The following is a 25,573-nucleotide window of genomic DNA, read 5'->3' on the forward strand; positions in this document are numbered from 1 at the left end:
CCTGACTCGACCGCCGAAGCCCACTCACCGGCACCACGCCACGCCTCCGAGCAACGCCGCTCGACCACCGACAGGATCATCCGATGACCGCACCCTCCGAACTCGCCGACCGCCTCGGACTCGCGCCCGGCACGCGGGCCATCATCCTCAATGCGGATGACTTCGGCATGTGCCATGCCGCGAACACCGCCATCGTCGACCTGCTCACGTCCTCGCGCATCGACTCGAGCACCGTGATGGTCCCGTGCTCCTGGTCGCCCGAAGCGCTCGCCTTCGCCGCCTCCCGTCCGGATCTCGACGTCGGTGTGCATCTCGTGCTCACGAGCGAATGGGCGCGCTACCGGTGGCGTCCGCTCACCGGCTCGGACACGAGCCTCGTCGACGCTGCGGGTTTCTTCCCGACCGATGTGCTCTCCGTCGAGCAGAACGCCTCAGACGAGGATGTCGCCGCCGAACTCTCCGCCCAACTGCAGACCGCGCTCGATGCCGGCGTGGATGTGACGCACCTCGACAACCACATGGGGTCGGTCTACGGGCTCGTGACGGGACGGGACTTCCTGCAGCCGGTCTTCGAACTCGCCGCACGGCACGGCCTGCCCTTCCGGCTGCCCCGCAGCATGGACGGTGTGGGCGAGAACCCCGCCCTGCAGGCTCAGCTCGATCGCGCCGCAGCGGCCGCCGACGCGTCCGGCGTCGAGATCATCGATCGCCTCTGGTCGCATCCGTTCGAACTCCTGCGCGAAGGCGCACCCGACGAGGAGACGTATGAGGAGGTGCGAGCCGGTTTCATCGCGCTGCTGCGGGCGGTGCCGGCCGGAGTCACCGAGATCTACCTGCATCCGATGGTCGACGACGACGAGCTCCGCGCGGCCGTCGACTTCAGCGCGAGGAAGCGCGGCTATGAGCTGCGTCTGCTGAGCGACCCGGTCGTGCTGCAGGCCATCGAGGATGAGGCGCTCGTGCGCATCGGCTGGCGCGACCTGCGAGACCTGCAGAGGGGCAGCGCCCGGTGACCTCTCTGCGCGAACGCGTACGGGACCGACGACTGGATGCGGCGCCCACCAGAGCGCAGACGATCGCCTTCGGCGCATCCGGCTTCCCGACGCAACTGATGGCGCAGACCTTCTCGGCCTTCGTCGTCTACTTCTACGTCTCGCACCTCGCGGTCCCGGCGACGGGCGTGGCGATCGCCATGATCGCCCACGGGGTGCTGAACGCCGTGCTGAACCCCGTCGTCGGCACGATCTCCGACCGGCTGCGCACGCCCTGGGGTCGGCGCATCCCGTGGATCGGCCTGGGCATCGTGCCACTCGTCGTCGCCTTCGCGCTGGTCTGGATGCCGCCGGATCTCCCGGTCACCGGCCTCATCGTCTGGTTCCTCGTCGTCGTGGCCGTCTACGACGTGGCCTTCGTGGTGGTCGTGCTGAACATCTCGGCGCTGTTCCCTGAGATCTTCCGCACCACCGAGGAGCGGGCCCGCGGCAACGCGCCGCGACAGATCTTCGCGATCCTCGGCATGGTGCTCGGCACGGCCGGCGCTCCCGCCCTGTACGGCGCCATCGGCTGGCCGGGAATGGCCATGGTGCTCGGGGCCGTCTGTCTCGTGCTGCTCGTGTGGTCGTTCCTCGGAGGCATGATCGAGCGCCGGACGCCGGAGACATCAGCGGAGTCGTCATCGCCCGACAACCCGGGGGAGGCCATGCGCTGGCGTGATCAGCTGACCTATACCTTCCGCAACCGTGCGTTCGTCCCGTACGTCCTCGGCTCGCTGTTCGTGCAGACGTCGATCGCCGTGATCCTCGCCGCCGTCCCCTTCTACGTGCGCTACTCGCTGCACGCGCCGGAGGGAGAGGGCAGTCTGCTGCTCGGGTCGATCTTCGTGACAGCGATCCCCTCGATCGTGTTGTGGAGCGCGGTCGTCCGCCGCACCTCGCCGCGCACGGCCATGCTGTGGAGCGTCGCGGTGTTCGGGACGGCCGTTGTCGGCTATCTCGCCCCCTCGACCGTGCTCGGCGCTGCGCTGGTCGGCGTGGCCGTCGGTGTGGGTGTCGGGGGTCTGCTGCAGCTGCTCGAGGTCATGCTCGCGCAGATCATCGACGATGACGCGACCCGCACCGGGCGCCGTCGAGAAGGCGCCTACTTCGGGGTGAACGGATTCGTGGTCCGTGGCTCGGTCGTGCTGCAGGCGATCGTCGCCGCAGTGGTGCTGAACGCTGCCGGGTTCGATGCCACTCTCGGCGACGCACAGCCGGACAGTGTCGACGGAGGCATCCGGCTGATGCTCGCGGTGATCCCGCTCGGGTTCACGGCCGTCGCCTGGCTGTGCTTCTGGGCATACCCGATCCGCGCCCGCGACGTCTGACCGTCAGGGGCGAGCTGCCTGTCGGGCCTCCCAGCCCGTGCGCACCATCTCGTCCACCGAGTACCGCATGGTCCAGTCGAGGTCGCGTGCGGCGAGCTCGCCCGTCGCCACGATGCGGTCGGGGTCTCCGGGGCGCCGGGGGCCGACTTCGGGGGTGAAGTCGATTCCGGTCACGCGGGCGACGGCATCCATGATCTGCTTCACGCTGAGGCCGTCGCCGGAGCCGAGGTTGTATGCCGCTTCGAGGGGCTGGCCGGACGTGAGGCGCTGGGCCGCCGCGACGTGGGCGGCCGCGATGTCGCCGACGTGCACGTAGTCGCGTACGTTCGTCCCGTCTTCCGTGTCGTAGTCGTCGCCGTTGATGCGCGGGGTCTTCCCCGCGATCAGCGCCTCGAACACGATGGGGAACAGGTTGTGCGGGCTGACGTCGTAGACCGTCGGATCGGCGGATCCCACCACGTTGAAGTACCGCAGCGAGGTGTGCCGCAGCGGGCGCTCCGAGTCCGCCGTCGCGATCGCCTGGTCGCGCAGCAGCCACTCGCCGATGAGCTTGGATTCCCCGTAGGGGCTGGCAGGCTTCTTGGCGGTGTCCTCGACGACGAGGGCGACGTCTGGGGTGCCGTACACCGCGGCGGACGAGGAGAAGACGATGTTCGCGACACCGGCGGACTCCATGGCCTCGAGGATCACGCGTGTGCCGTCGACGTTCTGCGCATAGGTGTGCAGGGGGCGCTGCACCGAGACGCCGGCGTACTTGAAGCCGGCGACGTGGATCACCCCTTCGGCGTCATGCTCGCGCAGCGTGCTCTCGACGAGCGCGCGGTCGAGGATGCTGCCCTGCACGAACTCCACGCCTTCGGGCACGAAAGACGGGACACCGCTGGAGAGGTCGTCGAGCACGACAGGCGTGAGCCCCGCGTTCGCAAGCGCACGCACGACGTGGGAGCCGATGTAGCCGGCCCCGCCGGTCACGATCCAGGACATTGCTTCCTCTCCTGCCGCGGATTCGTCGCGGCCCGATGGATCATTCTGTCATGCGTCGCGCCGAGGACCGGCTGAGGGGAGGACCGCGAACAGCAGGGGTTCCACGAACCCGTGCGCCGCGAAGGAATCCCTCACGGCCTCCGAAACCGAGGCGACGTCGGACGCTTCGACCAGAGCGATCGCCGCACCGCCGAAACCGCCGCCCGTCATCCGCGCCCCCAGGGCGCCGGCGGCCAGGGCGGTGTCGACGGCCGTGTCGAGCTCGGGGGTCGAGATCTCGAAGTCGTCCCGCATCGATGCGTGCGAGGCGACCAGGAAGTCGCCGATCGCTCGCACGCCCCGCTCGCGCAGCACCCGCACCGTGTCGAGCACCCGCTGGTTCTCGGTCACGATGTGGCGCACGCGGCGGAAGGTCACGTCGTCCATCAGACCCTGCGCCCGCGGCAGGTCGTCCACCGTGACGTCGCGCAGTGCCGGCACACCCAGGAGCGAGGCGCCGAGCTCGCAGGAAGCGCGCCTCTCGCGATAGCCGCCGGTGGAGTGGGCGTGCTTCACGCGCGTGTCGATCACGAGCATCGCGAGGCCCGTCTCGGCGACGGCGAGTGGGACGAGTTCGGCGTCCAACGAGCGGCAGTCGAGGAAGATCGCGGTGTCGGGCTGACCGAGCATCGACGCCATCTGGTCCATGATGCCGGTCGGCGCGCCCACCGCTTCGTTCTCGGCACGGCGCCCGATGCGGGCGAGGTGCGTGCCGTCGAAGCCGGTGTTCCACAGGTCGTTCAGCGCGGAAGCCGTCGCGCCCTCGATCGCGGCGGACGAGGAGAGTCCCGCCCCGACGGGCACGTCGGACGCGATGGTGAGGTCGAATCCTCCGAAGGGCCCGCTCTCCGTCGCGGCCTGTCGCATCGCCCAGGCGACTCCGAGGGGGTACGCGGCCCATTCGGGGACGGCAGGGTGGGCGCCCGCGGGGGTGGGGAAGAGCCGATCCAGATCGTCCAGGTCGACCTCGACCGGCTCCTCGGCGAAGGTGGAGGCGACTCGGACCCGGTCGTCGTCGCGCAGGCCGACGGCGGCCACCGTGCGCTGCGGGATGGCGAACGGCAGCACGAACCCGTCGTTGTAGTCGGTGTGCTCGCCGATGAGGTTCACGCGTCCGGGTGCCGACCAGAATCCGTCCGGCTCGCGGCCGGTGAGGCGCGCGAACAGGGATCCGGCGTCATCGTGTGCGGCGTCGTCGTGTGCGGCGGTCATGCGGAGGCTCCCGGATCGGTCTGGTCGTCTGCTGTGCGCTCGATGGCCTCGCGGAGTCGCGCGGCTCCGACCTCCGGCGGCACCTCTGCCGCCCACGCCCACATCGCGGCCTCCGAGCCGGCGAGGAACTTCAGCTTGTCGGCGGCACGGCGCGGGCTCGTCAGCTGCAGGTGCAGGCGCACGGTGTCGCGGCCCACGTGCACCGGTGCCTGATGCCAGGCGGCGATGTACGGGGTGGGGGAGTCGTAGAGGGCGTCGACGCCGCGCAGCAGACGCAGGTACAGGGGTGCGAGTTCGTCCCGCTCGGCCGCCGAGGTCTCGGCGAAATCCGCCACGTGACGGTGCGGCATCAGGTGCACCTCGAGCGGCCAGCGCGCGGCGAACGGCACGAACGCCGTCCAGTGCTCGCCCCGGAACACGACGCGCTCGGACGCCTGCTCGGAATCCAGGATGCGCTGGAAGAGGTCGGGCGCCGTGCGGTCGATCGACTCCAGCACGCGAGCGGTGCGCGGGGTCACGTACGGGTAGGCGTAGATCTGGCCGTGCGGGTGGGGCAGCGTCACGCCGATCGCCTCGCCGCGGTTCTCGAACGGGAAGATCTGCTCGATGCCGGGCAGCCGGGAGAGCGCGGCCGTGCGGTCGGCCCACGCCTCGATCACGGTGCGCGCGCGGGTGACCGACTGCGTGCCGAAGGAGCCTGCGTGCTCGGGGCTGAAGCAGACGACCTCGCAGCGTCCGACCGAGGTGCGCGTGCGACCGAGGCCCAGGGCGACGAGGTCGTCGAGACCGCGGGGAGCATTCGCAGCCTGCGGTGCGGTGCCCACCGCCTCGGCGAGAGCAGGACCGAATGCGGGGGAGCGGTTCTCGAACACCGCGACGTCGTAGCGGGACGGCACCTCCGACGGATTGCTCGGCGTCTGCGGGGCCAGGGGGTCGGCATCCGAACCCGGCATCATCACGCGGTTCTGCCGGTTCGCGGCCACCGTGATCCAGTCGCCGGTGAGCACGTCGAGGCGCATGGTCGCGGTGTCGGGTCGAGGGCCGAGGGTGCGGGCATCCACGGAGCGCTCCGGTCCGAGTGTCGTCCCCGGGTCGTCGTAGTAGATCAGATCGCGGCCGTCGGCGAGGGTGGTGGCGCGTTTGACGACGCCGGCGCCGAGGGTCTCGGTGCGCGTCTCCGGAAGCTCGGGCGTGTTCACGTAAACATGGTAGGCGCAGCCCCGTGATAACGTCAACACGAGCGAGTCGCGCATCCACCGTGCGCGGGACGGAGGCGGCGGGTGCGAGCACGCGGGAGTGGCGGAGAAGGCGTCGACGTGCCCGGTTCCGACCGCGGGCGTTCGTCCTCCCGCCGGGTGTCGATGGCCATGGTCGCCGAGCGTGCCGGTGTCTCGGGTCAGACGGTCTCCCGTGTCGTCAACGGCAGCCCCCGCGTGGACCCCGATACCAGAGCGCGTGTCGAGACCGCGATGGTCGAGCTCGGATACCGCCCGCACCGCGCGGCCCGCGCCCTGCGCACCGGGCGTTCGCAGACCATCGGACTCGTCGTCACCACGCTCTCGACGGTCGGCAACTCCCGCATGCTCCAGGCGACGGCGGAGGCGGCGGCGGAGCGCGGATACGCCCTCACGCTGGTGACTGCCGCCCGGGGCATCGGTGAGGCGTTCGACCGGCTCGCCGAGCAAGAGGTGGACGGCGCGATCGTCCTGAACGAGGCGTCGGCCCTGGTCTCCGACACCGAGCGCCCGAGCGGGCTCAGGCTCGTGGTCGTCGACGCCCCGACCGAGGCCGGCTTCGCCTCGGTGCACAGCGATCATGCCGGTGGCGCAGCGGCGGCCACGGAACGGCTCCTGGAGCTCGGGCACTCCACGGTCCATCACCTCGCCGGTCCCGCCGACTCCTTCGCCGCCATGGAGCGGGAACGGGGCTGGCGCGAGACCCTCGCCGCTGCCGGCATCGATGCTCCGCCCGTCGTCCGGGGTGACTGGAGCGCCGATTCGGGCCACCGGGCGGCAGCTGCACTGACGGCGGCCACCGCGGTCTTCTCCGCCAACGACCAGATGGCGCTGGGCTTGCTGCGCGCGCTCTCCGACGCGGGGCGCCGGGTGCCGGAGGATGTCAGCGTGATCGGCTTCGACGACGTGCCGGATGCGGCGAACTACCGCCCTCCACTGACCACCATCCGGCAGGACTTCACGGCCCTCGCCCAGTGCGCGGTCTCGTCGTTGATCGACGCCATCGAAGGGGTGTCGAAGGCTCGCGCCGCCTCGGTCGTCGGAACCGAGCTCGTCGAGCGCGCCAGCACGACATCGCGCTGACCGTCACACCCTCCTGATGCGCCTGTTGCAGTTCGCCTCGATGTCGTGCCATGATGCCGGAAAGCGTTTTCCCATCTGGTGGCCTACCAGCAGGTCCGACCACCGGGGAAGCGCACCGACGGCCTCCTGCGACAGAAACGGAACACCATGGCACAGGCGAACACCCGCGAGATCGGGATCATCATGAACGGCGTCTCCGGGCGCATGGGCTACCGGCAGCATCTGGTGCGCTCGATCCTCGCGATCCGCGAGGAGGGCGGCATCGAACTCGCCGACGGCTCCCGCATCACGGTGAAGCCGATCCTGGTCGGACGCAACGAGGCCAAGCTGGCCGAGCTGGCGGCGAAGCACGGCATCGACGACTACACGACCGATCTCGACGCGGCGCTCGCCGACCCGCAGTGGGAGATCTACGCCGACTTCCTCGTGACCAAGGCCCGCGCCTCCGCGATCCGCAAGGCCATCGCCGCAGGGAAGGCGATCTATACGGAGAAGCCCACTGCGGAGTCGCTCGAGGAGGCACTCGAGCTCGCGCGCCTGGCGGACGAGGCGGGCGTCAAGACCGGCGTCGTGCACGACAAGCTGTATCTCCCCGGTCTGCAGAAGCTCAAGCGCCTGATCGACTCCGGATTCTTCGGCCGCATCCTCTCCGTACGCGGCGAGTTCGGGTACTGGGTGTTCGAGGGCGACTGGCAGCCCGCGCAGCGTCCGAGCTGGAACTACCGCACCGAGGACGGCGGCGGCATCATCACAGACATGTTCCCGCACTGGAACTACGTGCTGGAGAACCTGTTCGGCGAGGTCAAGAGCGTGTACGCGCAGGCCGCCGTGCACATCGCCGACCGCTGGGACGAGAAGGGCGAGCACTACACCGCCACTGCGGAGGACGCTGCGTACGGGATCTTCGAGATCGAGGGCGGCGTGATCGCCGAGATCAACTCCTCCTGGACCGTGCGCGTGAACCGCGACGAGCTCGTCGAGTTCCAGGTCGACGGCACCCACGGATCCGCCGTGGTCGGACTGTTCGGCGCGAAGATCCAGCCGCGCAACGCCACCCCGAAGCCCGTGTGGAACCCCGACCTCGAGGACACGCGCGACTACGACGCCGACTGGCAGGACGTGCCGACCAACGACGTCTTCCTCAACGGCTTCCGCCAGCAGTGGCAGGAGTATCTGGTCTCCTACGTCGAGGGCACCGAATACCCGTTCGACCTGCTCGCCGGTGCACGGGGTGTGCAGTTCGCCGAGGCGGGACTGACCTCCAGCGCCGAGGGTCGCAAGATCGCCCTGTCGCCGCTGACCCTGGGCTGAGGCGCGCATGAGCACTCTGCGCCTCCTCCGCCCCAGCGGTGAGACGTTCGCCGCCGCCCTCAACGACTCGGGCGCATACGCCCGCCCGACGACGCCGCTGCAGAGTCGTGTCGCCTACGCCGCTGCACACGTCGTGCCGAAGGTGCATGCCGACAACACCCCGGGACAGCCCGCCGACATCGACTGGGATTCCACCCTCGCCTTCCGCCGCAACGTGTACTCCTGGGGTCTCGGCGTCGCCGACGCGATGGACACGGCGCAGCGGAACATGGGTCTCGATGCCGCAGCCACCCGTGAGCTGATCGCCCGCAGCGCTCAGGTCGCGCGCGAGGAGGGCGGTTCGGTCGTCGTCGGCGTCAACACCGACCACATCGCCGAGACGCACATCCCCCTCGAGCAGGTGATCACGGCCTACACCGAGCAGTTGCACTTCACCGAGGAGCAGGGCGCCGGACCCGTGCTGATGGCCTCGCGCCACCTCGCCCGTGTCGCCGCCGACGCCGCCGATTACCGCCGCGTGTATCGGGAGGTGCTCTCGCGCGCGACGACCCCCGTGGTGCTGCACTGGCTGGGTACGGCTTTCGACCCCGAGCTCGCCGGCTACTTCGGTGCGGAGGATTGGCAGACGGCGTCCGAGGTGCTGCTGCAGATCATCGCCGAGAGCCCTGGCAAGGTCGCGGGTGTCAAGATGAGCCTGCTGAACGCCGACTCCGAGATCGCGGTGCGCTCGCGCCTCCCCGAGGAGGTCAGGATGTTCACCGGCGATGACTTCAACTACGTGGACCTGATCGACGGCGCTGCGGACCGTGCCCACTCCGACGCGCTGCTGGGAGCCTTCGCCGCGATCACCCCTGTCGCGTCCGCGGCGATCCAGGCGTTGGATGCGGGTGACGCTGCGGAGTACCGGCGGGTCCTCGGTCCGACCGAGGCACTGAGCAGGCAGGTGTTCGCGGCACCCACCTTCTACTACAAGACGGGTGTGGCGTTCCTCTCCTGGTTGAACGGGCACCAGCCCGCGTTCCAGATGGTCGGCGGGCTGCATTCCGCGCGCAGCCTGCCGCATCTGAGCCGCATCGTCGAGCTCGCGAACGACTCGCTCGCGCTCGAGCAGCCCGACCTCGCCCGCGAGCGGTGGCACAGCATGTTGCGTGTGAACGGAGTGGACGCATGACCCGCGAAGCGCAGACTCCGGATCCGCGACTGTCGATCAATCAGGCGACCATCAAGCACGCCGACCTCGCGACGGCGCTGCGGGTCACGGCCGCCGCCGGCGTACGGTCGATCGGACTCTGGCGTGAGCCCGTGAACGACGTCGGGCTCGACGTCGCGGCGCGGATGCTCCGAGACTCGGGGCTCCGGTTCTCGACGCACTGCCGAGGCGGATTCTTCACGCTGCCGGACGGCCCGGAGAGGCGCGCGGCGCTCGACGACAACCGCCGTGCGATCGAGGAGACGGCGACGCTCGCGGCCGCGGGAGCCGCGGGATCCACCGCTGTGCTGGTGCTCGTCGCCGGGGGGCTGCCCGCGGGATCGCGCGACCTGATCGGAGCGCGCGAGCGCGTGCGCGATGCCATCGGCGTGCTGGCCCCCGAGGCGAAGGCGGCGGGTGTGACGCTCGCGATCGAGCCGCTGCACCCGATGTACGCCTCCGATCGCGCCGTCGTCTCGACGCTCGGTCAGGCGCTCGACATCGCGGGCGACTTCGAGCCCGATGTGGTGGGCGCGGCCGTCGACACGTTCCACATCTGGTGGGATCCGCAGGTGCTCGAGCAGATCGCGCGCGCCGGCCGGGAGGGACGCATCGCCACGTACCAGGTGTGCGACTGGAAGACGCCCCTCGCGGACGATGTGCTGCTCTCACGGCACTACACCGGCGACGGGGTGATCGACTTCGCCTCGCTCACGCGCGCCGTGATCGCGACCGGATACGACCGTGACATCGAGGTCGAGATCTTCAACGCCGACATCTGGGCGGACGCTCCGGATCACGTCGTACGGCGGACTGCCGAGACGTTCGCCGAAGCCGTCTCCCCGTACCTGAGGTGAGGATGTCCGGTCGCCGGCGCCGCGTCGTCCCTCGCGGTGATGCTGAGGCGGGACCGTGGCAAGTAGGATCTGGGTCATGACCAAGCCCGCAACGTCCGCGGAGCGGCCAGCGCGGTCTCCGCGTCATGTGCGAGGGCCCGCCCCCACCCTGCACGACGTCGCACGCGAGGCGGGGGTCTCGCTCGCGACCGCATCGCGCGTGCTGAACGGCTCCGAGCGGAAGGTCGCCGAGTCGTTCCGGGAACGGGTGGAGTCCGCGGCCGGGAAGCTGGGGTACACCGCCAACGTCTCGGCCCAGTCGATCGCGAAGGGCACGTCGCCGGTCATCGCCCTGCTCGTCGCCGACATCGCCGACCCCTATTTCGGACAGATCGCGTCAGGCGTCGCCAGGGGAGCGGACGAGGAGGGGCTGGTCGTGACGATCGCGATCACCGAGAGGGACCAGGCGCGGGAGGCGCGGATCGTGCGCGCCCTGCGCGGGCAGCGGCCCCGAGGCCTGATCCTGGCCGCCTCTCGCACACAGGAGGCCACAGAGGCCGAGACCGCGCACGAGCTCGCGGAGTTCGTGAGGCAGGGCGGCCGCGTCGTGGCGTTCGGACCAGACGGCGAGGGAGAGCGTCACATCGAGATCGACAACCGCTCCGGTGCGGAGGCGTTGGGTCGTCTGATGGCAGAGCGCGGATACCGCCGTGCCATCGTTCTCGGCGCGGCGGACGGGGTGCGCACATCGGATGATCGTCTCGTCGGCTTCCGCGCGAGTTTCGAGCAGGCGGGTGGCGTCGTCGAGAGCGTGCATCGTGGCGACTTCCGCCGGGAGTCCGGGGCTGCCGGGATGAGGGCGGCCCTCGACCGCGGAGTGGAGGCCGGCACCCTCGTGTTCGCGATCAGCGACGTGGTGGCGCTCGGGGCGATGTCCGCGATCCGTGACGCGGGGCGCGAGATCGGCACCGACATCGCGGTCTGCGGTTTCGACGATGTCCCCGCGAGCAGCGATGTCTCCCCGGCACTGACGACGGTGCGTGTGCCGTTGAGCGACGTCGGGTACCAGGCGTTCCGCGCGACGGTCGACGTCGAGTGGGTGCAGGCCCCGTTGCCGCTCGAGGTCATCGTGCGTGCCAGCACTCCGATGGTCGGCTCGTGACCAGGGTCGTGCTGGCCCCCGACAGCTTCAAGGGCACGGTCGCCGCGGTGGAGGCGGCCGTCGCGCTCGCGGAGGGCTGGGCATCGGTCGAACCCGAGGCTGAGTTCGTGCATCGACCGATGGCAGACGGTGGTGAGGGGACCGTTGCGGCTTTCGAAGCGGCGGTGCCAGGCGCGGTGCGGATGCCCCTCGCGGTCGACGGGCCTGCCGGGGTGCGGGTCGACACCTTCTGGCTGTTGCTGCCGCCGACGGTCGACGCCCCCGACGGCACAGGTGTGATCGACCTCGCCTCGACCTCGGGCATCGAGCTGCTGCAGGAGCTGCGTCCCTGGGATGCGGATACGACCGGCCTCGGCCAGGCCCTGGCCGCAGCCATCGATCATGGTGTCTCACGCCTCGTCGTCGGCATCGGCTCCAGCGCGTCCACCGATGGAGGCACCGGGATGCTCTCGGCCCTCGGCGCGCGGTTCCTCGATGCCACCGGCGTTCCGGTCGCTCGCGGCGCGCGTGGCCTCGCAGACATCGCGTCCGCCGATCTCACCGGGCTGCGCGCGGCACCCGACGTGCGGGTGCTCACCGACGTCACGAATCCGCTCACCGGCCCGCGCGGTGCGGCCGCGGTGTTCGGCCCCCAGAAGGGGCTGCGATCGGTCGACGACATCGCCATCGTCGACGACGGCCTCGGCCGGCTCGCCGAACTGCTCGCCATCGATCCCGCAGGGCCAGGCTACGGCGCGGCCGGCGGAACCGGAGCAGCCCTCGTCGCGTGGGGTGGCGAGCTCGCTCCCGGTGCCGCGGAGGTCGCCGAGCTCATGGGTCTCGCCGATGCGCTCTCCGATGCCGACGCGATCATCACGGGGGAGGGGTCGTACGACGGCCAGTCCGGAGACGGCAAGGTGCCGTCGTTCCTCGCGAATCTCGCGGCCGAGGCCGGAGCCGTGGCGATGCTGGCGGCAGGGCGGGTCACCGCAGACGCCGACACCTCGTCGTTCGCCGACGTCGCGTCTCTCACCGCGCTGGCCGGTTCGTCGGAGGCGGCGCTGGCCGAACCCGTCCGCTGGTTGCGCGCCGCCGGCGCCGTTCTGGCTCGCACCGCCGCAGCTCGCACCGCCGCAGCTCGCACCGCATCTGCAGGCGAACCGTCCTGACCGCCGGCGCGAGACCGACGGTCCGCCGCCGTCAGTCGCCGAGCGCGGCGGAGACCACGGCGCGTGCTTCGGCCTGCACCTCGGCGAGGTGCTCAGGACCGCGCAGGCTCTCCGCATAGAGCTTGTAGACGTCTTCGGTGCCCGAAGGGCGAGCGGCGAACCAGGCGTGCTCGGTCTGCACCTTGAGGCCGCCGATCGCCGCACCGTTGCCAGGGGCGTGCGACAGCTTCGCCGTGATGTCCTCGCCGGCGAGCGCGGTCGCCGTCACCGCCTCGGGAGCGAGCTTGCCGAGGGTCGCCTTCTGCTCCGGGGTCGCCGGAGCGTCGACGCGCTGATACGCCGATGCGCCGAAGGCGGTCTCCAGCTCGTGGTACCGCTCCGAGGGGGTCTTCCCGGTGACGGCGATGATCTCGGCGGCCAGCAGGCACAGCAGGATGCCGTCCTTGTCCGTGGACCAAACCGAGCCGTCCTTGCGGAGGAACGAGGCACCGGCCGACTCCTCCCCGCCGAACGCGACCGAGCCGTCGAGCAGCCCGGGGACGAACCACTTGAATCCGACCGGAACCTCCAGCAGGCGCCGTCCGAGCGACTCGGCGACGCGGTCGATGATCATGGACGAGACCAGCGTCTTGCCGATCGCGGCGTCGCGGGGCCACCCCTCACGGTGCGAGAACAGGTAGTCGATGGCGACCGCGAGGTAGTGGTTCGGGTTCATCAGTCCGGCGTCCGGGGTCACGATCCCGTGCCGGTCGGCGTCGGCGTCGTTCCCGGTGAGGACGTCGTAGGAGCCCTTCTTCGCGACCAGGGATGCCATCGCCGAAGGGGACGACGGATCCATCCGGATCTTCTCGTCCCAGTCGAGCGTCATGAAGCGCCATGTCGGGTCGACCTCGGGGTTCACGACGGTGAGGTCGAGGTCGTGCATCTCGGCGATCAGCGACCAGTACTCGACGGAGGCTCCGCCCAGCGGGTCGGCGCCGATGCTGACGCCGGCGCTGCGGATCGCATCGATGTCGATGATCGACGGCAGATCGCGCACGTAGGCGTCACGGAAGTCGTAGCCGGTGAGGGAGTCCCAGTCGATGTCGGCGAAGCGCTCCAGCTTCACGCCCTCGAGCCCCGCGGCGATCAGGGTGTTCGCCCGGTCGGCGATCCAGCTTGTCGCGTCGGTGTCGGCGGGCCCGCCGTGCGGAGGGTTGTACTTGAAGCCGCCGTCGCGCGGAGGGTTGTGCGAGGGGGTGACGACGATGCCGTCGGCGCGACCGGGGTCGTCTGCCGCCTTGCCGCGGTTGTAGGTGAGGATCGCGTGGCTGAGGGCCGGAGTCGGCACCCACGAGTCGCGGGAGTCGACGCGCACGTCGATGCCGTTCGCGAGCAGCACCTCGATCGCGCTGCGCTCGGCGGGGAGCGACAGCGCGTGCGTGTCGCGTCCGAGGAACAGCGGACCGGTGATCCCCTGCGCGTCGCGGTAGTCGACGATCGCCTGCGTCGTGGCGAGGATGTGGTTCTCGTTGAAGCTGTTCGACAGCGACGATCCGCGATGGCCGCTGGTGCCGAACACGACGCGCTCTGCGGCCACCTCCGGGTTCGGCGTGCGGTCGTAGTAGGCGGCGATCAGTTCGTCGACGTCGATCAGGTCACTTTCCTCCGCGGGGAGGCCGGCACGGCTCGTCATCCTCTCAGTCTGCCCCCTGTTCGGCGTGATCGCATCCGGAAGAGGCCCTCTTCCTCTCCCGCCTCGCCGTTCTCGTCGCGATATGACAGCCAGAACCGCCGACGAAGGTGGAATATTGCGACGGGAGGGGAAGTCACGCGGGGGAGCGGCGCCGTCACCGAGGGATAAGGTGAAACCCGTGACTGAACGCCGCACCTACAGCTATCTCGGCCCCGCCGGCACCTTCACGGAGGCGGCGCTCGATCAGGTGGCCGAGGCCCGCGGGCAGGACTGGCGCCCCGTGCACAATGTGGGCGAGGCCCTCGCCGACGTGCTCGAGGGGCGCAGCGACGCCGCGATGATCGCGATCGAGAACTCGATCGAGGGAGGGGTGTCCACCACGCAGGACGCTCTGGCGACCCTCCCCGGTCTGCGCATCATCGGCGAGTACCTGGTGCGGGTGAACTTCGTGCTGGTCGCCCCGCGCGGCACGACGCTCGACCAGGTCGAGGTCATCGCGGCGCATCCCGTCGCCTACGCGCAGTGCCACGGCTGGCTCGGCGCGCACCTGCCGTCGCACTCGCACGTGCCGGCCTCGAGCAACGTCGCCTCCGCGATCGGCGTCCTCGACGGAACGCTGCCCGCCCAGGCCGCCATCGCGGCTCCCGGCATCGTGAACCACTACGACGTCGATGTGCTGGCGGAAGGCATCGGCGACAACGCGCAGGCGGTGACCCGTTTCGTGCTGGTCACCCGCACCACCCGCTCACCGGAACCGACCGGTGCAGATAAGACGTCCCTGATCGTCGAGCTTCCGCACGACCACCCCGGATCGCTCCTGGAGATGCTCGAGCAATTCTCCACCCGCGGTATCAACCTGTCGCTCATCGAGTCTCGGCCCATCGGCGATGAGTTGGGTCGCTACCGGTTCGTGATCGACGCCGACGGCCACATCGAGCACGAGCGCATGGCCGATGCGCTGCTCGGCATCCGCCGGTTCAGTCCCCGCGTCGTGTTCCTCGGGTCGTACCCGCGGGCGGACCGTCAGATCGTGCAGTACCCTGACCGCTACTCGGACGACGTGTTCGTCGAGGCGCGCGATTGGCTCCGCGGGATCCTCTCCGGCGAACCGGAGTCCTGACTCTCCCGGTCCGTCAGGCCGTCGAGCCGCTCAGTGCTCCTGGAAGCGCGGCCAGTCGCTCCCCGGCGTCATGTGCGAATGCAGCGCACCCTTCGCCGAGGCGAGGCTCGGGTAGGTGCCCGTCGTCGCGTCGGCCCCGACCATCGTGACCGTGTAGCCGTCCTCGTCGTGGCGGATGCTGCCCACAACGCCGTTGCGTCCGTAGGCCACCCAGAGTGCGAGTGTCTTCGTGGTGCTCATCGTCGAACCCCTCTCTCTGCCGCCGAGGCTACGCCTGCCCGCAGGGGAAGGCCAGGGCTTGACAAGCGGCCATCACTGTCGGCTCAGAGCGCAGCGGCGATGAGCTCCAGAGTCTGCGCTCGTCCGGTCGGGGCATCCTTCGGCTCGGCGTCGTAGGCACCGGCGACCGGTGAGAGCATGACCTCGTCGACGCCGTGGCGCTCGGCGAAGGCACGCACCTCGGCCGCGACGCTCTCACCCGTGCCGACGAACCAGCGAGAGCGGGCGGCCTGCACGACCTCGTCGGTAGCCGGGTCGGTGACGGCGGACATCGCTTGCTCGACGGTCTCGAGAGCGGCGAGGGGTTGATTGAGCCGCAGGCGCGCCATCATCCGCAGCTGCGGCAGCGCGCGAGCCTCCGCCTCGTCCTGGGTCGGCGCCGCCACCGCGTTCACGGTGAGGAACGTGCGCGGCTCAGGGTGCTCTTCGCTGGGGCGGTACCCGGTGCGGTAGAGATCGAGCGCGCGTTCGAGACCCTGCCCCGAGAAGTGGTTGGCGAAGACGTAGGGCAGCCCGTGGGATGCGGCGAGCTGGGCCGAGTAGTCGCTCGATCCGAGCAGCCAGACCTCGGGGGTTCCGGTCGCGGCCGGAGTGGCGCGCACCGTGTACTCCCCGCCAGAGGTGAAGCGCAGGGCGGCTCCCTCGCCGGAGAGGAGTGCGGCGATGTCCTGCACATGGCGCGGGAACTGCTCCACGTCGCTCGTCGTTCCCGAACCGCGGAGCAGCTGGGTGATGACCGGGTCGCTTCCCGGAGCGCGCCCGAGGCCGAGGTCGATGCGGCCGGGCGCGATCGCCTCGAGTGCCGCGAACTGCTCCGCGACGATGAGCGGCGCGTGGTTGGGCAGCATCACGCCGCCCGAACCGAGCCGCACGCGCGAGGTGCGGGTGGCTGCGGCCGCGATCAGCACCGGGGGAGTGGTCGACGCGACCGACGGCATGTTGTGGTGCTCGGCGAACCAGTAGCGGCGATAGCCGAGGCGGTCGGCGACCTCCGCGAGAGCGAGCGAGGCGGCGACGGCCTCTGCGCTGGTCTGGCCGGTGCGAACCGGGACGAGGTCGAGGACGGAGAGAGCTGTATCGGGCATCCTCGGTTGCAACGCGTCCGCAGGCGCCGTCATTCCCCGTCTTGCCCGGTTCGTCCGGCGGTGTTCAGGGCCCAACGGGGTGGGGGCGACAGTCACGCCGCCCCCACCGTTCGTCAGGCGTTGATCGCCTCGCGCTGATCAGTGGACTCCACCGTGATCTTGCGCGGCTTGGCACGCTCGCTCACCGGGATGATGACGGACAGCACACCGCTCTCGTACGAGGCGCTGATGCCGTCGAGGTCGACACCCTCGCCGAGCGAGAACTGCCGCAGGAAGGAGCCGGATCCGCGTTCACGGGCGAGCCAGCGCACACCGTCACGGGTGTCGGGGGTGCGCTGTGCGCGGATCGTGAGCTGACCGCCGTCGAGATCGACGTCGATCGAGCCGGGGTCGGCCCCGGGAAGGTCGGCGTGGAGCACATACCGGTCTCCGTCGCGGAAGAGGTCCACCGGCATCGGCCGGGGAGCGCGAACGGAGTCCAGCACGCTCGCGGCGAAGCGATCGAGCTGGCTGAAGGGGTCGAAGGTCAGTGCCATGAGGTTCTCCTTTCGTGCTGCCCTGAGGGCGAATCGGTGGTGCAGGAGATCTGCACCATTGCTATAGATTTTTTATACGACAACTCGTGTTAGATTTGCAACTCCGAATCCCGCCGACCTCAGGGGGTGGCCGCATGCCGCATCGTGACAGCCGGACGCCGCTCTACGGCATAGCCGTCGCAGCGCAGCTGGTCGAGCTCCCCGAGGCGACGCTCCGCCTGTTCGAGAGCAAGGGCTTGCTCACCCCCGCCCGCAGCGAAGGCGGGACCCGCCGCTACAGCGATGACGACATCGAACGGCTGCGGCGAGCGGCCTCACTGCGCGAAGACGGCGTGAACATCGCCGGGATCGCTCGGATGCTCGACCTGCAGGATGCCAACGACGACCTGCAGGTGCGCAACGAGCAGCTCCGCGAAGCTCTCGATGCTCAGCGCGGGAGAGGCCGCCGCTCCGCCGACTGATCGATGGTGCGACGCGGCCGACCGTCCATCGGGCCCGACCACTACCGTTGAGGCATGGAAGCAGGCATCTTCTACGTCCTCGTCGGTTCGGTCGCCGTCGCCGCCTTCGCGCGGTGGCGTGGATGGCCTGCACCTCTGCTCGTGACGGTGGTCGCGCTCGCCGCGTCGTTCCTCCCGTTCGTGCCCGATCTCGACATCGACGGGCATGTGCTCCTGAGTCTCGTGCTGCCCCCGCTGCTGTACTCGGCCGCCCTCGATGTCTCCTTCGTCGGGTTCAAGCGCAGCCTGCCGCAGATCCGCCGTCTCGGGATCTGGCTCGTGCTGCTCACGGCCCTCGCTGTCGGGTTCGTCGCCTGGTGGATCCTGCCCTCGCTCACGCTTCCCGGCGCACTGCTGCTGGGCGCGATCGTCGCTCCTCCCGACGCGGTGTCCGCCGCGGCGATCGGTCGTCGGCTCGGACTGCCTCGACGCATCATGACCGTGTTGTCGGGCGAGAGCCTCATCAACGACGCGACCTCGCTCACCCTGTACCGGGTGTTCGCGGCGATCCTCGCCGGGGCGACGGTCTCGGTGTGGGGCGGTGTCTTGCAGTTCCTGCTGGCTGTCGGCGTCGGTGTCGCCGTCGGACTCGTCTTCGGGATCGTCCTGCACCAGCTGCGCATGCGCATCAGCGATCCGGTCGTCATCGGCACCTTCGGACTGCTCGCTCCGTTCGGTGCGTACGCGATCGCCGAGCATCTGCTCGGATCGGGAGTCCTCGCCGTCGTGGCGATGGGGCTCTACGTCGGTTACAACTCGCCGCGCACCGACTACACGACGCGCCAACAGGAGAAGCCGCTGTGGCTCTCGGCCGACCTGTTGCTGGAGAGCTTCGTGTTCGCCTACATCGGGCTGCAGTTCCCTCGCGTGCTCAGCGACCTCGGCAGCGAGTCCGTCGGACAGATCCTGCTGCTCTCCGGCGCGGTGCTGCTCGTGGTGGTCATCGTGCGGCCCCTCTACATCTACCCGACCAGTGCGTGGTCGAACTTCCAGGACCGCAAGCGTCTCGAGCGCTGGGATCGCGGTGTGGAATCCGGGGAGTTCGAGAAACGTCACCGCAGGTCGCGTCGCTGGGGGAACTACACGGCGGACGAACTGCGCAGCCACATCGTTCGGGAGCAGATGGCGGGACTCACCCTCACGTGGAAGGACAGCGCCGTCATCTCCTGGGCGGGCATGCGCGGGGTGGTGACGCTGGCGATCGCGGTGGCGGCGGCCGACCTCGCGACCCTCGACACCGAGGCGTCGCACGCGATCGTCGTCGTCGCGTTCATCGTCACGGTGGGCACCCTGCTGCTGCAGGGGCTCACGCTGCCCATGCTGATCCGTGGTCTCGGCATCGAGCGCGACGCGGATGAGGCGGAGGACGAGGCGGCTCTTGCGGAAGTGCGGGAGAAGAGCCGCGAGGCCGGCAAGGCCTATCTCGCCGAGAAGCGCGTGGAGTGGGAGGCGAAGTACGGCGAGGTCGATCTGAGCGTGTTCGACGCGTTCACGAAGCGTATGACCCGGGTGGAGAAGGACACCGACGAGGCGCAGAAGGTCGAGGACGCCGTGACCCGGCCCTCCTATGACGACCTCGTCGCGCTGTCCAGAGGGTGGTTGCAGGTGCGCCGCGACATCCTCCTCGCCGAGCGCGACGCCGGCAATCTCGATGAAGAGGTGATGCGGGAGCTCATCGCCGCGATGGATGCCGAGGAGCTCGCGCTCGACACGCGCGGTGCCACCCGTCAACAGAGCCGCGCCTGACGATCCCTCCCGCTCCCCCCCTCCTCACCTCCTCCCCTCCCCTCCCGCTCCCCGTCCCCCCTCCCCACCTCCGCCGAGACCCATCGTCGTCGCCCAGACCCATCGTCTGAGACGTCTGCGACTGTGGGTCTCGACGACGCGCGTGGGTCTCGGCGGAGGAGAGAGGGGGAGGGAGAGGGGGAGGGGGTCAGCGTGCGCTGACCGGCTCCTTGTCGGCGGACGCGTCCGCCTCGGGAGCGTCGTCGTCGCCGGAGTCGTCGGCGAAGGGGAGGCCCTCGCGCGGAGCGTTGTAGAGCTCCTCGTTCAGGATCCCCTCGCGCTTGGCGACGATGGTCGGGATCAGCGCCTGACCCGCGACGTTGACCGCGGTGCGGCCCATGTCGAGGATCGGGTCGATCGCGAGCAGCAGTCCGACGCCCTCGAGCGGCAGACCGAGCGTCGACAGCGTCAGCGTGAGCATCACGACCGCGCCGGTGGTTCCGGCGGTGGCGGCGGAACCGACGACCGAGACGATCACGATCAGCAGGTACTGCACGAAGTTCAGCTCGATGCCGAAGAACTGTGCCACGAAGATCGCGGCGATGGCCGGGTAGATCGCGGCGCAGCCGTCCATCTTCGTGGTCGCGCCCAGCGGCACGGCGAACGAGGCGTAGGAGCGGGGCACTCCGAGGTTGCGCTCGGTCACGCGCTCGGTGAGGGGCAGCGTGCCGATCGAGGAACGGCTGACGAAGGCCAGCTGCACCGCGGGCCACACGCCGGAGAAGTACTGCTTGATCGACAGGCCGTGCGTCTTGACCAGGACGGGGTAGACGACGAACAGCACGAGCGCGAGGCCGATGTACACCGCGGCGGCGAACCAGCCGAGTGAGGCCAGCTTCTCCCAGCCGTACTTGATCACTGCAGAGCCGATGAGGCCGAACGTGCCGAGCGGGGCGATGCGGATGATCCACCACAGCACGCGCTGGATGACCTTGAGCAGCGACTCGGTGAACACGAGGAACGGCTCTGCCTTCTTGCCGGCCTTGAGCGCGGCGATGCCGACGACGGCCGCGACCACGATGACCTGCAGGATGTTGAAGCCGACGCTGGAGCTGAAGGTGCCTTCGACGGCACCGGGGTTGGTGCTGACCGTGAGCCCGAGGAAGTTCTGCGGGATGAGACCCAGCAGGAAGTTCCACCAGGTGCCGACCGTGTACGGGTCGCCGGTCTCGAGGCCCTCACCGGCGCGGTTGCCCGGCTGGATCACGAGGCCGAGGACGATGCCGATGATCACGGCGACGAACGCGGTGATCGCGAACCACAGGATCGTCTGCCCTGCCAGGCGTGCAGCGTTCTGCACGCGGCGCAGGTTCGAGATGCTGGCGACGATGGCCGTGAAGATCAGCGGGACGACGGCGGCGCGCAGCAGCGTCACGTACGAGCTGCCGATCGTGTCGAGGGTCGCCGACAGGCCGTTCGGGTTCTCGGCGGTGGCGCCGAGCTGGCGGCCGATCAGACCGGCGGCGACGCCGAGGACGAGGGCGGCGAGGATCTGGAAGCCGAACGACGTCAGCAGCTTCCGGACCGGTCCGCGGGTGTCTGGCGCCTTCTGGGCGCGTGCGGTGGTGCTCATGGGGTGGGGACTCCAGGATCGCGGCGCGCCGAGTGCGCGCCATGAGGCCCAACGCTATGACTCCCTGAGAATTCCCTGGGTGGATATGACGAAGGATGACGCTCCCGAGCTCAGCGGGGGAGTGAGTTCAGCGGGGGAGGGGGCTCAGCGGGGAGCGAGCACCAGCAGCTCGCCCACTTCGCAGTCGAGCGCTTCGCAGATCGCGCGAAGGGTGGAGTAGCGGATGGCGCGGGCGCGGTCGTTCTTCAGGACCGACAGGTTCACGATGCTCACCCCGACCGCGGCGCTCAGCTCGGTGAGGGTCATCCCGCGATCGGCGAGTAGCTCATCGAGTCGGCAGTGGATGCCGGTGAACTCGTCGTCGCTCTCCGCCGGGGTCACACCAGCCCCTCCGTTTCCTTCTCGAGCGCGAGCTTCTCGTTCTGCAGGCGGATGCCGCGGCGGAACGCGACGGCGATCAGGCCCACGGTCACGCCGGTCGCGAAGATCGGGGCGACGCTCCAGAACTCGATCGGATGCGCAGGCTCTCCCTCACCGAGGCCGAGTGCTGAGGTGACGCCGTTGCGGCCCATGGTCTCGAACATGACGATCAGGATCGGCGCGACGACCAGGGTCCAGCCGATCACATCGAACGCGCGGGCGTTGCCGCGCACGAAGAAACGTCCGCGCAGGAAGTTCCAGGCGACCAGCGTGACCGACCCGATCACCAGCAGGGCCGCGAGCGCCCACAGGGTGATGGCGGCGATGATCGCCCCGACCGACACCGCGTTCACACCGGTGGCGAAGACCATCGCATCCTGGGCTATCCCCTCGACGGAGATCGCGCCGGAGTCGGTGGTCGCCGAGATCGGCTGCTCGTCGATCGGGATCGACCACGCGATCCCGGAGTCGCGGAAGGTGCCGGCGACGCGAAGGATCGTGGCGAACGCCACCGTCACCAGAGCCGCGGCGGCGTAGAGGATCACGGCGATCGCGTCCGCCGTCTCGGAGCGGGTGGCCTTGGTTGCGGCTGCGGTGGTGTTCATCAGACGAGTCCTTCCGTGTCGCGCTGCAGCCGCTGGCCGATCTCGAACGCGCCGGCGACGACCACGAGCGCGAAGCCCCACCCGAACGGGGCGAGGTCGATCGACATCTCGAACGCCGGAACGCCAGCGGAGACGAGGTTCAGCTCGGAGGTGATCTCGCTGAACGCGTTCGCGCGCACCGCCTGGCTCATCAGACCGCCCGCCATGACGGCGAGCGCGGCGACGGCGATGCCCCAGGTCGCCGCACTGCCGAAGGGGCGACCGATGAAGAGGCGGATGCAGAGCCAGGCCACCGCGACACACAGCACGATCGGGCCCAGGACTGCGAGAGCATCGGCGATGGCGAGCAGGAGGCGGGGAGAGAGGCTGAGGCCGGAGGCGGTGAGCGTGACGGTGTCGTACTGTGCATCGGAGATGTTCGAGGACGCCGCGAGCACTGCGGGCGCCTCGGCCGTGCTCAGCGGCATCGACGGGACGGTGACGGACGGGCTCGTCATCAGGACGGCGGTGCGGATACCTGCGGCGATCAGATCGACGACGGCGATGGCTCCCGCGGCTCCCGCGATGACACCCAGCACGGTCTTCTCCACCAGGCTCGCCGCTCTGGTCGCGGTCGGTACATCGGTCATGGCGCCTCCTTCTCCGTGGCCCGGTTCGGACCCGTTGTTATCGACTTTCGTTAACATAACGACAGTCGATAACCCCGTCAACCTCCGGTATGCCCACGGCGAACACGGGCATACGTGCCGTTCGCGGTGGTTACTCTCGATGTACAGGCGCAGAGAACGCCATAGGTGTCAGCGCTTCGCCCCGTGCGAATAAGGAGTCACAGCATGTTCGAGAGATTCACGGACCGAGCCCGTCGAGTGGTCGTCCTCGCCCAAGAAGAGGCGAAGATGCTCAACCACAACTACATCGGAACCGAGCACATCCTGCTCGGTCTCATCCACGAGGGTGAAGGTGTCGCTGCCAAGGCGCTCGAGTCGCTCGGCATCTCCCTCGACGCCGTGCGCGAGCAGGTGCAGGACATCATCGGCCAGGGTCAGCAGCAGCCGACCGGCCACATCCCGTTCACCCCGCGCGCCAAGAAGGTTCTCGAGCTCAGCCTCCGCGAGGCCCTCCAGCTCGGCCACAACTACATCGGCACCGAGCACATCCTGCTCGGCCTCATCCGCGAGGGCGAGGGCGTCGCCGCCCAGGTGCTCGTCAAGCTCGGCGCCGACCTCAACAAGGTGCGCCAGCAGGTCATCCAGCTGCTCTCCGGCGCTCCCGGTCGCGAGCCGGCGTCCGTCGGTGCGCAGACCAACGACTCGCAGGCGGGCGCTCAGGGCGGCTCGGCCGTGCTCGACCAGTTCGGTCGCAACCTCACCCAGGCCGCACGCGACAACAAGCTCGACCCGGTGATCGGGCGCGAGAAGGAGGCGGAGCGGGTCATGCAGATCCTCTCCCGCCGTTCCAAGAACAACCCCGTCCTGATCGGCGAGCCGGGCGTCGGCAAGACCGCCGTCGTCGAGGGGCTGGCCCAGGCGATCGTCAAGGGCGATGTGCCCGAGACGCTGAAGGACAAGCAGCTCTACTCGCTCGACCTCGGCTCGCTCATCGCCGGTTCCCGCTACCGCGGTGACTTCGAGGAGCGTCTGAAGAAGGTCACCAAGGAGATCCGCACGCGCGGCGACATCATCGTCTTCATCGACGAGATCCACACCCTCGTGGGTGCGGGCGCCGCCGAGGGTGCGATCGACGCGGCCAGCATCCTGAAGCCTCTCCTCGCCCGCGGCGAGCTGCAGACGATCGGTGCCACCACGCTCGACGAGTACCGCAAGCACTTCGAGAAGGACGCCGCGCTCGAGCGCCGCTTCCAGCCGGTGCAGGTGAACGAGCCGACGCTGCCGCACGCGATCAACATCCTCAAGGGTCTGCGCGACCGCTACGAGGCGCACCACAAGGTGCAGATCACCGACGGCGCGATCGTGGCCGCGGCGAACCTCGCCGACCGCTACGTCTCGGACCGCTTCCTCCCGGACAAGGCCATCGACCTGATCGACGAGGCCGGCGCACGTCTGCGTCTGTCGATCCTGTCCAGCCCGCCCGAGCTGCGTGAGTTCGACGAGAAGATCGCCGCCGTGCGCGAGCAGAAGGAAGTCGCCTCCGAGGAGCAGGACTTCGAGAAGGCCGCCTCCCTGCGCGACGAGGAGAAGAGCCTCCTCGCGGAGCGTCTGCGCCTCGAGAAGCAGTGGCGTGCGGGCGACGTCGCGACCCAGGCGGTCGTCGACGAGGGCCTGATCGCCGAGGTGCTCGCCCAGGCGACCGGCATCCCCGTGTTCAAGCTGACCGAGGAGGAGTCCAGCCGACTCGTCTTCATGGAGAAGGCGCTGCACCAGCGCGTCATCGGTCAGGAGGAGGCCATCGCCGCCCTCTCCAAGACCATCCGTCGTCAGCGTGCCGGCCTCAAGGACCCGAAGCGTCCCTCCGGCTCGTTCATCTTCGCCGGCCCCACGGGTGTCGGAAAGACCGAGCTGGCCAAGGCTCTCGCCGAGTTCCTGTTCGACGACGAAGCTGCGCTGATCTCCCTCGACATGAGCGAGTTCGGTGAGAAGCACACCGTCTCGCGTCTGTTCGGTGCCCCTCCCGGATTCGTCGGATTCGAAGAGGGTGGCCAGCTCACCGAGAAGGTGCGGCGCAAGCCGTTCAGCGTGGTCCTCTTCGACGAGATCGAGAAGGCGCACCCGGACATCTTCAACTCGCTGCTTCAGATCCTGGAAGAGGGTCGTCTCACCGACGGTCAGGGTCGGATCGTGGACTTCAAGAACACGGTCATCATCATGACCACCAACCTCGGTGCGCGCGACATCGCCGGCGGACCCGTCGGCTTCCAGATCGAGGGCAACGACTCGACCAGCTACGACCGAATGAAGGGCAAGGTGAACGAAGAGCTCAAGCGGCACTTCAAGCCCGAGTTCCTCAACCGTGTCGACGACATCATCGTGTTCCCGCAGCTGTCGAAGGAAGAGCTGGTGCAGATCGTCGATCTGTTCACCAAGCGCCTCGGTGAGCGTCTGCTGGACCGCGACATGACGATCGAGCTGTCGCAGGCCGCCAAGGAGCGTCTGATCGAGATCGGCTTCGACCCGGCCCTGGGCGCCCGACCGCTGCGTCGCGCGATGCAGCACGAGGTCGAGGACCGTCTGTCGGAGAAGATCCTGCACGGTGAGCTCAACTCCGGAGACCACGTGAAGGTCGACGCGAAGGACGGGCAGTTCCTGTTCGAGCACGGCCCGCGCGATGGCGGTCCCGTCGCGGTCGGTGTGAACACCGGCGGCGGCGCGATCTCCGGCACCCCCGACCTGGCGGTCGCCAGCGGGGAGTGACCTCCCGGAACCACGAGAAGGGGCGGATGCTGCGGCATCCGCCCCTTCTTGCGTCCCCGCCTCTTG

Annotated in this window: 23 protein-coding genes; 12 read left to right on the plus strand and 11 right to left on the minus strand. The window is 69.3% G+C overall.

Annotated elements, in window-relative coordinates; translation table 11 throughout:
- Positions 1-83 precede the first annotated feature (83 nt).
- Together MOX01_RS04085 and MOX01_RS04090 are read left to right on the plus strand one after the other, a co-directional pair.
- Positions 84-1,013, plus strand: a complete 930-nt coding sequence (locus tag MOX01_RS04085) for a polysaccharide deacetylase family protein (RefSeq protein WP_058632961.1) — start codon at positions 84-86, stop codon at positions 1,011-1,013.
- Positions 1,010-2,362 (plus strand): MFS transporter, encoded by a 1,353-nt coding sequence (locus tag MOX01_RS04090; RefSeq protein WP_141368484.1) that lies wholly within the window; start codon positions 1,010-1,012, stop codon positions 2,360-2,362. Before MOX01_RS04085 ends, MOX01_RS04090 begins: the two co-directional genes overlap by 4 nt.
- Before the next feature lie 3 nt (positions 2,363-2,365).
- Here the strand turns inward: MOX01_RS04090 and galE are convergent, their stop codons facing one another.
- From galE to galT, 3 genes are read right to left on the minus strand one after another with little or no spacing between them, the layout of a single operon-like run.
- Positions 2,366-3,346, minus strand: coding sequence for a UDP-glucose 4-epimerase GalE (gene galE / locus MOX01_RS04095; protein WP_113680804.1), 981 nt, complete (start codon positions 3,344-3,346; stop codon positions 2,366-2,368).
- 48 nt (positions 3,347-3,394) lie between these two features.
- Entirely contained in the window at positions 3,395-4,597 is a 1,203-nt protein-coding gene (gene galK / locus MOX01_RS04100) for a galactokinase (RefSeq protein WP_141368486.1), read from the minus strand.
- On the minus strand, positions 4,594-5,796 hold the full coding sequence (galT, locus tag MOX01_RS04105) for a galactose-1-phosphate uridylyltransferase (protein WP_141368488.1): 1,203 nt from the start codon (positions 5,794-5,796) through the stop codon (positions 4,594-4,596). The genes galK and galT overlap by 4 nt, the downstream gene beginning before the upstream one ends.
- 162 nt (positions 5,797-5,958) lie before the next feature.
- On the opposite strand from galT, the gene MOX01_RS04110 reads away from it, so the two are divergent.
- The 6 genes from MOX01_RS04110 to MOX01_RS04135 all read left to right on the plus strand — a co-directional run bounded on the left by MOX01_RS04110 (position 5,959) and on the right by MOX01_RS04135 (position 12,561).
- The gene (locus MOX01_RS04110) at positions 5,959-6,915 is read left to right on the plus strand and encodes a LacI family DNA-binding transcriptional regulator (protein ID WP_141368834.1); all 957 of its coding nucleotides are present in this window, start codon (positions 5,959-5,961) and stop codon (positions 6,913-6,915) included.
- 147 nt (positions 6,916-7,062) lie between these two features.
- On the plus strand, positions 7,063-8,226 hold the full coding sequence (locus MOX01_RS04115; protein ID WP_046747686.1) for a Gfo/Idh/MocA family protein: 1,164 nt from the start codon (positions 7,063-7,065) through the stop codon (positions 8,224-8,226).
- Positions 8,227-8,233: 7 nt separating this feature from the next.
- Complete coding sequence (locus MOX01_RS04120) at positions 8,234-9,397, plus strand: dihydrodipicolinate synthase family protein (protein ID WP_141368490.1); 1,164 nt, start codon at positions 8,234-8,236, stop codon at positions 9,395-9,397.
- Positions 9,394-10,272, plus strand: a complete 879-nt coding sequence (locus tag MOX01_RS04125; RefSeq protein ID WP_058632967.1) for a sugar phosphate isomerase/epimerase family protein — start codon at positions 9,394-9,396, stop codon at positions 10,270-10,272. Before MOX01_RS04120 ends, MOX01_RS04125 begins: the two co-directional genes overlap by 4 nt.
- 76 nt (positions 10,273-10,348) lie before the next feature.
- Positions 10,349-11,413 (plus strand): LacI family DNA-binding transcriptional regulator, encoded by a 1,065-nt coding sequence (locus MOX01_RS04130; protein ID WP_141368492.1) that lies wholly within the window; start codon positions 10,349-10,351, stop codon positions 11,411-11,413.
- The gene (locus MOX01_RS04135) at positions 11,410-12,561 is read left to right on the plus strand and encodes a glycerate kinase (RefSeq protein ID WP_141368494.1); all 1,152 of its coding nucleotides are present in this window, start codon (positions 11,410-11,412) and stop codon (positions 12,559-12,561) included. The genes MOX01_RS04130 and MOX01_RS04135 overlap by 4 nt, the downstream gene beginning before the upstream one ends.
- Positions 12,562-12,592: 31 nt before the next feature.
- On the opposite strand, the gene pgm is transcribed toward MOX01_RS04135, so the two are convergent.
- On the minus strand, positions 12,593-14,236 hold the full coding sequence (gene pgm / locus MOX01_RS04140) for a phosphoglucomutase (alpha-D-glucose-1,6-bisphosphate-dependent) (protein ID WP_141368496.1): 1,644 nt from the start codon (positions 14,234-14,236) through the stop codon (positions 12,593-12,595).
- A 169-nt stretch (positions 14,237-14,405) separates the two neighbouring features.
- Between pgm and pheA the strand changes: the two genes are divergently transcribed.
- Complete coding sequence (gene pheA / locus MOX01_RS04145) at positions 14,406-15,356, plus strand: prephenate dehydratase (RefSeq protein WP_045264466.1); 951 nt, start codon at positions 14,406-14,408, stop codon at positions 15,354-15,356.
- A 30-nt stretch (positions 15,357-15,386) separates the two neighbouring features.
- On the opposite strand, the gene MOX01_RS04150 is transcribed toward pheA, so the two are convergent.
- From MOX01_RS04150 to MOX01_RS04160, 3 genes are all read right to left on the minus strand, one after another.
- Positions 15,387-15,596: a hypothetical protein gene (locus MOX01_RS04150; RefSeq protein WP_045264467.1), complete on the minus strand. Its 210-nt coding sequence runs from the start codon at positions 15,594-15,596 to the stop codon at positions 15,387-15,389.
- An 83-nt stretch (positions 15,597-15,679) separates the two neighbouring features.
- Positions 15,680-16,720 (minus strand): LLM class flavin-dependent oxidoreductase, encoded by a 1,041-nt coding sequence (locus MOX01_RS04155; protein WP_127012689.1) that lies wholly within the window; start codon positions 16,718-16,720, stop codon positions 15,680-15,682.
- Between the two features lie 113 nt (positions 16,721-16,833).
- Positions 16,834-17,256: an Hsp20/alpha crystallin family protein gene (locus MOX01_RS04160; RefSeq protein WP_058632973.1), complete on the minus strand. Its 423-nt coding sequence runs from the start codon at positions 17,254-17,256 to the stop codon at positions 16,834-16,836.
- A 134-nt stretch (positions 17,257-17,390) separates the two neighbouring features.
- Between MOX01_RS04160 and MOX01_RS04165 the strand changes: the two genes are divergently transcribed.
- Both MOX01_RS04165 and MOX01_RS04170 read left to right on the plus strand, forming a co-directional pair.
- Positions 17,391-17,717, plus strand: coding sequence for a MerR family transcriptional regulator (locus MOX01_RS04165; RefSeq protein WP_046747595.1), 327 nt, complete (start codon positions 17,391-17,393; stop codon positions 17,715-17,717).
- Positions 17,718-17,771: 54 nt separating this feature from the next.
- On the plus strand, positions 17,772-19,502 hold the full coding sequence (locus MOX01_RS04170; RefSeq protein ID WP_058632974.1) for a cation:proton antiporter: 1,731 nt from the start codon (positions 17,772-17,774) through the stop codon (positions 19,500-19,502).
- Positions 19,503-19,689: 187 nt separating this feature from the next.
- Here the strand turns inward: MOX01_RS04170 and MOX01_RS04175 are convergent, their stop codons facing one another.
- The 4 genes from MOX01_RS04175 to MOX01_RS04190 all read right to left on the minus strand — a co-directional run bounded on the left by MOX01_RS04175 (position 19,690) and on the right by MOX01_RS04190 (position 22,768).
- A complete protein-coding gene (locus MOX01_RS04175; protein WP_174799748.1) occupies positions 19,690-21,114 on the minus strand; it encodes a dicarboxylate/amino acid:cation symporter in 1,425 nt (474 codons plus the stop codon).
- Between the two features lie 144 nt (positions 21,115-21,258).
- Positions 21,259-21,495, minus strand: a complete 237-nt coding sequence (locus tag MOX01_RS04180) for a helix-turn-helix domain-containing protein (protein WP_046747597.1) — start codon at positions 21,493-21,495, stop codon at positions 21,259-21,261.
- Positions 21,492-22,139, minus strand: coding sequence for a hypothetical protein (locus MOX01_RS04185; protein WP_141368498.1), 648 nt, complete (start codon positions 22,137-22,139; stop codon positions 21,492-21,494). The genes MOX01_RS04180 and MOX01_RS04185 overlap by 4 nt, the downstream gene beginning before the upstream one ends.
- A complete protein-coding gene (locus tag MOX01_RS04190) occupies positions 22,139-22,768 on the minus strand; it encodes a hypothetical protein (RefSeq protein WP_141368500.1) in 630 nt (209 codons plus the stop codon). Before MOX01_RS04190 ends, MOX01_RS04185 begins: the two co-directional genes overlap by 1 nt.
- A gap of 204 nt (positions 22,769-22,972) precedes the next feature.
- Here MOX01_RS04190 and MOX01_RS04195 point away from each other — a divergent pair, with 204 nt between their 5' ends.
- Positions 22,973-25,507 carry an ATP-dependent Clp protease ATP-binding subunit gene (locus tag MOX01_RS04195; RefSeq protein ID WP_046747599.1) on the plus strand — a complete coding sequence of 845 codons (2,535 nt, stop codon included), beginning with the start codon at positions 22,973-22,975 and terminating at the stop codon, positions 25,505-25,507.
- Positions 25,508-25,573 lie beyond the last annotated feature (66 nt).

It is taken from the genome of Microbacterium oxydans, assembly GCF_006540085.1.
Lineage (GTDB): Bacteria > Actinomycetota > Actinomycetes > Actinomycetales > Microbacteriaceae > Microbacterium > Microbacterium oxydans.

Coding starts and splice junctions, on each gene's coding strand:
- pgm (WP_141368496.1), bottom strand. CDS start 14,236: ATGACGAGCCGTGCCGGCCTCCCCGCGGAGGAAAGTGACCTGATCGAC.
- MOX01_RS04175 (WP_174799748.1), bottom strand. CDS start 21,114: ATGAGCACCACCGCACGCGCCCAGAAGGCGCCAGACACCCGCGGACCG.
- MOX01_RS04160 (WP_058632973.1), bottom strand. CDS start 17,256: ATGGCACTGACCTTCGACCCCTTCAGCCAGCTCGATCGCTTCGCCGCG.
- galE (WP_113680804.1), bottom strand. CDS start 3,346: ATGTCCTGGATCGTGACCGGCGGGGCCGGCTACATCGGCTCCCACGTC.
- MOX01_RS04165 (WP_046747595.1), top strand. CDS start 17,391: ATGCCGCATCGTGACAGCCGGACGCCGCTCTACGGCATAGCCGTCGCA.
- MOX01_RS04170 (WP_058632974.1), top strand. CDS start 17,772: ATGGAAGCAGGCATCTTCTACGTCCTCGTCGGTTCGGTCGCCGTCGCC.
- MOX01_RS04190 (WP_141368500.1), bottom strand. CDS start 22,768: ATGACCGATGTACCGACCGCGACCAGAGCGGCGAGCCTGGTGGAGAAG.
- MOX01_RS04195 (WP_046747599.1), top strand. CDS start 22,973: ATGTTCGAGAGATTCACGGACCGAGCCCGTCGAGTGGTCGTCCTCGCC.
- MOX01_RS04110 (WP_141368834.1), top strand. CDS start 5,959: ATGGCCATGGTCGCCGAGCGTGCCGGTGTCTCGGGTCAGACGGTCTCC.
- MOX01_RS04125 (WP_058632967.1), top strand. CDS start 9,394: ATGACCCGCGAAGCGCAGACTCCGGATCCGCGACTGTCGATCAATCAG.
- MOX01_RS04120 (WP_141368490.1), top strand. CDS start 8,234: ATGAGCACTCTGCGCCTCCTCCGCCCCAGCGGTGAGACGTTCGCCGCC.
- MOX01_RS04115 (WP_046747686.1), top strand. CDS start 7,063: ATGGCACAGGCGAACACCCGCGAGATCGGGATCATCATGAACGGCGTC.
- MOX01_RS04155 (WP_127012689.1), bottom strand. CDS start 16,720: ATGCCCGATACAGCTCTCTCCGTCCTCGACCTCGTCCCGGTTCGCACC.
- MOX01_RS04150 (WP_045264467.1), bottom strand. CDS start 15,596: ATGAGCACCACGAAGACACTCGCACTCTGGGTGGCCTACGGACGCAAC.
- MOX01_RS04130 (WP_141368492.1), top strand. CDS start 10,349: ATGACCAAGCCCGCAACGTCCGCGGAGCGGCCAGCGCGGTCTCCGCGT.
- MOX01_RS04085 (WP_058632961.1), top strand. CDS start 84: ATGACCGCACCCTCCGAACTCGCCGACCGCCTCGGACTCGCGCCCGGC.
- galK (WP_141368486.1), bottom strand. CDS start 4,597: ATGACCGCCGCACACGACGACGCCGCACACGATGACGCCGGATCCCTG.
- MOX01_RS04185 (WP_141368498.1), bottom strand. CDS start 22,139: ATGAACACCACCGCAGCCGCAACCAAGGCCACCCGCTCCGAGACGGCG.